The 8082-nt window shown below is 40.1% G+C and carries 10 protein-coding genes; 9 read left to right on the top strand and 1 reads right to left on the bottom strand.

The genetic code is table 11. From position 1 onward, the window contains the following. A partial coding sequence (locus BLV86_RS16675) for a carboxylesterase family protein (protein WP_207647488.1) occupies nucleotides 1-549 on the top strand: 549 nt, incomplete at its 5' end. Between the two features lie 97 nt (nucleotides 550-646). On the opposite strand, the gene BLV86_RS16670 is transcribed toward BLV86_RS16675, so the two are convergent. Next, nucleotides 647-1210: a TetR/AcrR family transcriptional regulator gene (locus BLV86_RS16670; protein WP_090819827.1), complete on the bottom strand. Its 564-nt coding sequence runs from the start codon at nucleotides 1208-1210 to the stop codon at nucleotides 647-649. A 235-nt stretch (nucleotides 1211-1445) separates the two neighbouring features. Here BLV86_RS16670 and BLV86_RS16665 point away from each other — a divergent pair, with 235 nt between their 5' ends. The 8 genes from BLV86_RS16665 to BLV86_RS16630 all read left to right on the top strand — a co-directional run bounded on the left by BLV86_RS16665 (nucleotide 1446) and on the right by BLV86_RS16630 (nucleotide 7966). Then, nucleotides 1446-3338: an FAD-dependent oxidoreductase gene (locus tag BLV86_RS16665; RefSeq protein WP_090819824.1), complete on the top strand. Its 1893-nt coding sequence runs from the start codon at nucleotides 1446-1448 to the stop codon at nucleotides 3336-3338. Between the two features lie 61 nt (nucleotides 3339-3399). Further along, nucleotides 3400-4398, top strand: a complete 999-nt coding sequence (locus BLV86_RS16660) for an AAA family ATPase (RefSeq protein ID WP_139297960.1) — start codon at nucleotides 3400-3402, stop codon at nucleotides 4396-4398. A gap of 213 nt (nucleotides 4399-4611) precedes the next feature. Beyond that, nucleotides 4612-4842 carry a hypothetical protein gene (locus tag BLV86_RS16655; protein ID WP_090819817.1) on the top strand — a complete coding sequence of 77 codons (231 nt, stop codon included), beginning with the start codon at nucleotides 4612-4614 and terminating at the stop codon, nucleotides 4840-4842. After that, complete coding sequence (locus BLV86_RS16650) at nucleotides 4839-5174, top strand: hypothetical protein (RefSeq protein ID WP_090819814.1); 336 nt, start codon at nucleotides 4839-4841, stop codon at nucleotides 5172-5174. The genes BLV86_RS16655 and BLV86_RS16650 overlap by 4 nt, the downstream gene beginning before the upstream one ends. A 3-nt stretch (nucleotides 5175-5177) precedes the next feature. Continuing rightward, on the top strand, nucleotides 5178-5480 hold the full coding sequence (locus BLV86_RS16645) for a hypothetical protein (protein ID WP_090819811.1): 303 nt from the start codon (nucleotides 5178-5180) through the stop codon (nucleotides 5478-5480). Nucleotides 5481-5640: 160 nt separating this feature from the next. After that, entirely contained in the window at nucleotides 5641-6732 is a 1092-nt protein-coding gene (mobV, locus tag BLV86_RS16640; RefSeq protein WP_090819808.1) for a MobV family relaxase, read from the top strand. 182 nt (nucleotides 6733-6914) lie between these two features. Next, the gene (locus BLV86_RS16635; RefSeq protein ID WP_031552856.1) at nucleotides 6915-7457 is read left to right on the top strand and encodes a hypothetical protein; all 543 of its coding nucleotides are present in this window, start codon (nucleotides 6915-6917) and stop codon (nucleotides 7455-7457) included. Nucleotides 7458-7579: 122 nt separating this feature from the next. Next, on the top strand, nucleotides 7580-7966 hold the full coding sequence (locus BLV86_RS16630) for a hypothetical protein (RefSeq protein WP_031552858.1): 387 nt from the start codon (nucleotides 7580-7582) through the stop codon (nucleotides 7964-7966). Nucleotides 7967-8082 lie beyond the last annotated feature (116 nt).

Genomic DNA, 8082 nt, shown 5'->3' with positions numbered 1-8082 from the left:
AAGGCATGGGCCTCTGACCGTAAGACAAGGAAGTATGCCCATATGCTGACGGATGAAGAGAGAGCAAAGCTGGAAAGCTTTTGTAAGGAAGGAACCACTGAGGACTGGGAGCCCGACAGCCGTCTGTTCGGCCACAGCTGGTTTATCGAGGGTGCTATCAAAATGTCGGAGAGCCAGACTATGGGTGGCGGCAAATCCTACACATATTTCTATAGGGTAGAGTCTTCTGATCCGATACGAAAAAGTGCCCATTTCGAAGAGGTGCCCATCGTATTCGCACACCCTGAGCAGATCGAAGGAAGACAGTATGACGAGACTTTCTCGAAGACCATGCGTAAGATGTGGGTACAGTTCGCCAGAACCGGCGATCCATCTCTCAGTGCCGACATCTCACCCGATGGCAAAGCCAAGGATTGGCCTCTCTACGACCTTAAGGACAAGAAAGTTATGGTCCTTGACGAGTTCGACATCCATCCGGCTAAGGAGTCTGAGGTCAGGATCGTCGATTGGGACAGAACCACATTCCTGAACAAATACTATATGCTTTAATCAAACTAAAAGGGCAATCATTTCCCGCAGAAACCAAGGGCGCACCTTACGGGGCTGTCGCTTTAGATGATTATCAATCTAAAGCAACAGCCCCTACTTATATCCCGACAATAATATCGAAAGCTTTTTTATATTCCGCTATAAGATCATATCTGCCATCTTCTGAAGCCCATGAAATGCTTATACTACGTAGTGTGTGATATAGAATAAAGGCAATGGATTCCGGATCATATGGATTATGAATTTCCCCCGCATTCTGAGCTTTTTTCAAAAGCTGAACAGCAACATTAAAGAGATACATTTCTTCAGGGAAGTGAGCATCTCCACTGTTCTGGATGGTCAGTATATATACTTGTTTAACGATATTTGGACCGTACTGAATTGACTTGTCGCAATAGACTTTCATCATCTGCCATAAGATATTTACGCTTTTTTCTTCTGAGGCAAATGTATTTAGGAGACGCTCTGCCTGAATACCCCAATATTTTACTACACCACTTAATAGCTCAGCTTTGGATTCATAATGGTAGTAAAATGTCCGTTTTGTGATCTCGCATTTTCTGCAAATGTCCATGATAGAAACATTATCATATCCCTGTTCTTTAAACAGTTCTAGCGCTGTATCGCGGATCATATCTTTGGTTGAGGCATTGTTAGTCATACTTTTTCATTTCCTTCTTCAAACTTATTCTTTAGTGTACTCACCTAACCGTTAGATTTCAATGGTAGGAAAATCGACCTGATATGACTTGTAGATGTTGCACAAATCATCAGGATTTCATTTGTCACTTATTATGATTGACCGAAATACAGGTATTTGTTAAATTTTTGTTATTGTTACCGAGGTAACATAAAAATGTATATAAAGTAACATTTGAATTACGGAGGAGTTAGAGATGAGAAGATCTGTTTTCAGAACATCAGCGGCACTGTTAATGGCAGCAACGCTGGTAGGTTGTGGCAGCTCCACAACTACACCAACCACCACAGTTCAGGAAACTACAAAAGCAGCTGCAGAAACTACTGCAGCCGCAGAAGCATCGGGTGCCGGAGTAAGCGGTGAATTTGAAGGAACCGGAAAGGGATTTGAAGGCGATGTTACAGTAAAGATAACCGTTAAAGACGGTGTACTTGAATCAGCTACCATTGTAGGTGATAAGGAAACACCAAATGTCGGTGGTAATGCAATCGAAAAGATGATGTCAGAAATGAACGAGCATCATACAGTTAACATTGATTCAGTTTCCGGAGCTACTTATACAAGTAGTGGTGTACAGGAAGCTATAGCGGCAGCATTGGCAGCGGCCGGAATGACAAATAAGGACTTTCCGGAGATCGAAAAGGCTGCAGCACAGACTATAGAAAAGGAAACAAGTCTTCTTATTCTCGGTGGCGGCGGAGCAGGTCTTACCTGTGGTAATTCCGCACTTGATTCAGGTCTTAAGGATGTAACCATTCTTGAAAAGATGAGCTACACCGGTGGTGCAACTTCCAATGCAGGAGGTATCGATGCAGGTCTCTCCAAGCTTCAGGAGGAAGTTGGTCTCACAGGTGACAGCGCACAGCTTATCCATGATGACATCATGGCTTCAGGTGAGAATCACAATGAAGACCTCGTTTGGATAATGGCAAACAACCAGGGTAAGACTCTCGACTGGTTAAAGGAAACAGAGAATGTTCCTTTCAATGACCGTTATGCAAGTGATTTCCCTGAGCACACAGTTCAGAGATTCTTCGTATGTGACGGCGGTATGTCAAATGCCATGGAGATCCTCACAAATAACTTCACATCAAAGGGTGGTAACCTCGAACTTGAAACAAAGGCAGAGGAATTCATCACAGATGATGAAGGAAGAGTAGTAGGTGTAGTTGCCACAGATGCAGATGGCAATACCATTAAATATAAGGCTGATGCTGTCGTAGTTGCTACAGGCGGATATGGTGCCAATGCTGAGATGATCTCAGAAAAGAAGGGCGATCTTCAGTATGCTGTATTCTACGGTGTTAAGTCTTCAATGGGCGACGGCCAGAAGATGGGTGAAGCTGTCGGCGCAAAGATGCTCAACATGGGCTATGCTAAGATGTACCCTAATGGTATATCAAAGGGTGAAGATACCATCGACGGATATGCTACACCGATGCCTACTCTTACAACAGTTAATACAACAGGTGCTTTCTTCGTAAACAAGGATTCAAAGCGTTTTGTAAATGAGACACTTGCATTTGCAGATATCAAGAATGCAACAACAAAGCAGCCTGACGAGATCATGTATATCGTTATGGATCAGACAGGTTACGATACATGGTCAGAGATGGTTTCAACAAATACTTCTGCTGTAGGTAATATCTCTATGGAACAGCAGGAAGAGTTCTTTAACTCTGATTCAGATCATCCGACATTTGCAAGAGGAACTCTCAAGGAAGCAGCTGAAAAGGCAGGACTTGATCCGGAAGCATTATCAGCAGAGCTTAAGAAGTGGAATGAGACCGTTGAGTCAGGTACTGATTCTGAGTTTGGCCGTACAGCCCTCACAAAGTTCGATGAGGACAGCACAGTTTACATTATCGAGCAGAGACTCCGTTTTGCAACAACACTTGGCGGATATGATGTAACAGCTAACTTTGAAGCACAGAAGGAAGACGGAACAGTCATCCCCGGTCTATATGCTATAGGTGAAGTTACAGCCGGCTGCAACGGTACTGAAGCAATCCCGGGTTCCATGGCAGCATGGGCAGTAACATCAGGTTATATATGCGGACAGCAGCTTGCAGAGTCACTTAGTAAATAATACTGTTATTTTAGAGGAATGAGCCCAAAAAGCTCATTCCTTTTTTGTGTCAATATGTCTCATGTTTCTATTACCTCAGGGATGGTATAATGATATTAGAAATGCTGTTAGAAGAGGAAATCAATTAATGCCAAGAGTAACATTCGTAATCGGAGCTACGGCTTCAGGAAAAACATATTTTATCAACCAGAATTTTTCCAATAAGGATGTCGAAATACTGGATGCTTTTGATTATCAGAATAGGGCTTATGAAGAATCCGGATTTAAGGGAAGGATGCCTATTAAGGTTCAGATTCGGTGTCTTATGAAAGCAAATGAAAACCTTCTTAGTGACATTATTGATAAGCTGAAACATGGCAGAGATGTTGTTGTCGAGCAGACATTTTATAAGGCGAAGCGTCGTATTGTTTATGTTGATGCTATACGTGAGGCTGTTAAAGCAGAAATAGAAATATATGTAATGTGCCCCGGTAAAGAAAGGTGGATGGAGAACACCAGACTCAGAAAAATGGTAGAAGATGATGAATCTTATGAGAGGCATGTTGCAGAAATAGAATTCCCTAATCCGATAGAGGGGTTTGACTCGATTTTCGAAGTTACAGATAATGGCATTAAGCTTAGGATGGATCCGCCGTATGACGAACAGTTTTTGGAAGATGCTAGGAAAGAGATTTTAGAAGAAAAAGAACGAGTAAAAAAAGAAGACGAGGAATCAAGAGAGCGTAAAGAATTATTGGAAAGCATGAAGACTCGGCCATTTTGGCATTATTGCGAAGTTTGCGGGAAAAAGGAATTCATTACTGATGAAGAGGCTTTCGTCGGCGGATGGGATTATCCTCCCAGGATTGGTTTTTTCGGAATGCTTGGACCAAGGACCTGTGGAAGCTGCCAAATGAAGGACACTTTGTACTGGAAAATACAGACATCCGGGAAGCTTCCGATAGTTATAGAAAAATACTTAAACGAAAAAGAACTAAAAACATGGAGACGAATCAAAGGGGAACCAGAGAGTCTTCTTGTAGATGAGAACGAGCAGGAAAGTACAGGACAAAAGAGATAAAAAAATCCAAGCAAAAAATATATTGAGGCTTTGATTACCGGTGGAGATTAATATTTCTGCCGGTATTTTTTTGCAATAAAAAGTGTTGGTGTTAGAGAATAATTAACCCAGATATCTGCGATTATTTTTGTATGTACTATCATGCGGAATGTTATTTCAGTTATCCCTTAGCATAATCACATTGAAAAATATATAAGTTACATGGAGGATAAAATGAACAAGTCACAGAAAACACAGAAAACTTTCTCTTTCGATTTCGATGTTACGGTTAAGAAAAGGTTCAGACGTATGAGCATAAGTGCCCTCACGGAAGAAGAAGCCTTGTCAAAGGCAAAAAGGATCATACAAGATTCGATTGACGGGGATATCGTATCATTTGGAGAAAAACGCATAACCAGAAGAAAAACCACCCAACCAGTGGTCTTATTGGAAGGAGCTGTATGAAATACCTGATATCAGCAACTATATCGCCATATGGCGAGCAAGCACCGGGTCGTGTCTATAAACATGATCCTGAGAAGGCTATAAAAGAGTGGTGCAGAGTCTCGGAAAAGTATCCGACCTGTGCTTCCATCCAGCCTGAAACAAAAGAAGATGGACAGGTGCTCCTTAGATGGGCACTCAATAACTTCGATACAGTTAAAACATATATGAGGGAATATAACGTACCTTATAAGCCAGAGTGGATTGAAAAACAGCTAAGGCGTTACGTTGAAGCTAACAGAAACTCAATGTTGTGGTCGTACGATGAGATATTCCCTTTCTGCATGGGGTGAACGATGACATTAGAAGAATTTAACGAGCATAACTTACAGCATGACATGCCTGAGATGCCACTTAAGCAAGGGACAGGTTATAAGTCCGTATGGGATACATCAAAGCCGGACGATATAATCTATATTCCAGAGTATGCTTACGAAAATAATGAAGACGGAACCATTTCAAGAGAAGATGCTTATTCCGTAAGGGATTTTGTTAATCTTCTGAATGGCGACACCGAAAGAGCAAATGAATTGTTCAACTTCGTAGACTGGCAGTTTCCCACTTCAGTTCTTGGAGAGGACACTCTTAACGTAGAATAATGTGGCTTTACATTAACACTCGTCCGAAATGACGGGTGTTTTTTTGTAATTAAAGGACATGAATTTACCAAATATTTCCTTCCAATACAGCATCAAACGCGATTATCCTAATAATCTCTGCCCATAATTAAAATGTAGAACATAGAGAGGAGGTCTTGTCATGAGCATCGCAAAAGGCACTTTTAACATAGAATTCATACACAGCAAGAAAGAACTGCAACGGGCTTATAAGCACAATTATAGGCACGAAGGATTTTACGCCTGCAATGTAGATAAGGATAGTTCTTATCTAAATGAACAATTGATAGGTTCTTCGGAAGAAACTTACGAAAAGGCATTTCAAAGAAGAATTGGTGAAAGCGGATATTATGATACACATAAAATCCACAAAAATGCGGTCATGGGGATTTCGCTTTGTATGGAGCTCGGTGATGGAGACCTTCCGAAAGGCTTTAAATATGACGAATGGAAGAAAAAGAACATAGACTTCTTATGTAAAGAGTTCAGTAAAGAAAATGTAGTATCTGCGGTATTGCACATGGATGAAGGAAAACCACATATTCACGCATTGGTGATTCCTATATCAAACGGAAAATTAAGCAGCCGGTCATATCTGCCAACGAGAAGTTCACTTATAGAGCTTCACAATAGGTATTATCAGGACTGTTCAAAGGACTTGGACCTTTCTCCTGAAAATAGTGGAGTATTTGCGCAACACAAGGATGTAAAAAGATTCCTGTATACTCCACTTGATAATGTCGCAAAAGAATGCCTCTGTAAACCGGAGCCACAAGAGACGATGGAAGAATATTACGAAAGAGCTAATGAAGACTACAAGGATCTAAAGTTTTCGGATTTTAAAAAGAGTCAAAAAATCAGGTTCTTGGCAGAAGAAAATGAGCTTCTCAGAAAGGCTAATCATAGAGCAAAAGAAGAGATAAAAGAAGAACTAAAGAAAGAAATTGTCAAAGAGACCGGATGTAAGACATATGAACAATACCTGGACAGGACTAGGGCCTATGTAGAATTAAAACGTGGCCTAAATTTTATTGACATAACGGATTCGGAAAGGGCAAAAGAAATAAAGCAGGTTATAAAGGAAGTGTTTGATAAAGCACAAAAGGTCGACAAAATATACTCATTAGAAGATCAGGAACTGGGTGATAATACATATAGGCCCATAGATTCTGAGAATTTTAATAGATATATGGAAGATTTTGAAGAAGATGATTATGAAGATATTTTTGTTTGACGATAATAAAAGCATAAATACATAGTACGGATAAGAATTGTTGAACATAAATCAACACTCGGGAAAGAGACTCTTTCAGAAAGGGAGTCTCTTTTCTTTTTTGAAAAATTCTCAGAAATTTACTAATAGCGGAACAACCCCTCCCATAATTAATCTGTACAAATGATTTTGAGAGGTAACTTATGCATAAGAATCTATTAAAAGTAATGATGATCTCAACAATGCTATTCACAACAGTACCAACAGCATCTATTGGTCCTGTATATGCGGCAGAAGTTGAAGCACAGGAAACAGAAGCAGAAACTGTTTTAGCGGAAAATGAAGCGGGAAATATGCTTTCAGATGTATCAAACGTTGATGAGGATGGAAATGTTGTTGTTGATGTTGAGCTTGCAGAAGGTCTTGTAACACCCTTGAATGTCACACTTTCAAGGGACTCTGTTAATTATCAGTTTACCGTCAACAAAAGTGGAGACCCACTGAAACTTAAGCCTGGAACATATAAAGTCACAAAAGTTATTGATGGAAATGGGCATAAGCTTGATAAAGGAGCAAAGCTTATCATAGATGAAGAAACAGAAGGCTTATATCTTGATTTCACTGATCCAAATAAGGATGAAAAGTTTGCTGTGTCTAAACTTGTGGTAAAGAACATTCTATTTATCCCGTTTTTCCTTATATGCGCTGCTTTCGCAAGGTTTGTTGCATCACATGTAGAGGCATGATAAGTACCGGCAAAAAATTTTAATATGTTTTTTCTGAAAAATACTAATAAAGGAAAAAGTCTACACATAATTAGACTAAGACATACAAGAAGGCTTATCTAAAAATAACGGAAAGGGCAAAAATGAAGAACGAAATTATCCAGAGAATAGAGAAGCTTGATCGTGCTGCTACCAAAACATTTGGTGACGCATACGAAATAGCAGAGATGTTCCAAGACATTCCGGAAGAGGACCAGTCAGAGAGCATAGCATTGTCAAAGATACAGTCAATCGTAGACAGATACTATACTCTCGACTATGTGAAGAAGCTAGACGGGTGTGTGTTGAGTGCAGAGTCATTAAAGATGATGTCATTTGCATCATGTATTGAAAGACTTGATGTAAAACGTACATGGACCAACGATAACGTTACTCTTGATGGTCAGAGAAAAATGATCACCATTCAGATATATGTCGCTGTTCTTGTGGATTTTACGGAATGTATCTTCTGTAACATTCTTGTTTGTTGATTATAAAATACGAAGGAGAGAAGAAATGAAAAAAGAATTAGAAATCATTGAACCTGTTGAATTTGCTGATGGAGAATGTCCATATTGTCATTCTGAGGAGCCTGGGAACTGTCCCG

The sequence above is a fragment of the Oribacterium sp. KHPX15 genome, assembly GCF_900107835.1.
Taxonomy (GTDB): Bacteria; Bacillota; Clostridia; order Lachnospirales; family Lachnospiraceae; genus Oribacterium.
This window is presented reverse-complemented; position numbering and strand designations above follow the sequence as displayed.

Coding starts and splice junctions, on each gene's coding strand:
- BLV86_RS16670 (WP_090819827.1), bottom strand. CDS start 1,210: ATGACTAACAATGCCTCAACCAAAGATATGATCCGCGATACAGCGCTA.
- BLV86_RS16665 (WP_090819824.1), top strand. CDS start 1,446: ATGAGAAGATCTGTTTTCAGAACATCAGCGGCACTGTTAATGGCAGCA.
- BLV86_RS16660 (WP_139297960.1), top strand. CDS start 3,400: ATGTTTCTATTACCTCAGGGATGGTATAATGATATTAGAAATGCTGTT.
- BLV86_RS16655 (WP_090819817.1), top strand. CDS start 4,612: ATGAACAAGTCACAGAAAACACAGAAAACTTTCTCTTTCGATTTCGAT.
- BLV86_RS16650 (WP_090819814.1), top strand. CDS start 4,839: ATGAAATACCTGATATCAGCAACTATATCGCCATATGGCGAGCAAGCA.
- BLV86_RS16645 (WP_090819811.1), top strand. CDS start 5,178: ATGACATTAGAAGAATTTAACGAGCATAACTTACAGCATGACATGCCT.
- mobV (WP_090819808.1), top strand. CDS start 5,641: ATGAGCATCGCAAAAGGCACTTTTAACATAGAATTCATACACAGCAAG.
- BLV86_RS16635 (WP_031552856.1), top strand. CDS start 6,915: ATGCATAAGAATCTATTAAAAGTAATGATGATCTCAACAATGCTATTC.
- BLV86_RS16630 (WP_031552858.1), top strand. CDS start 7,580: ATGAAGAACGAAATTATCCAGAGAATAGAGAAGCTTGATCGTGCTGCT.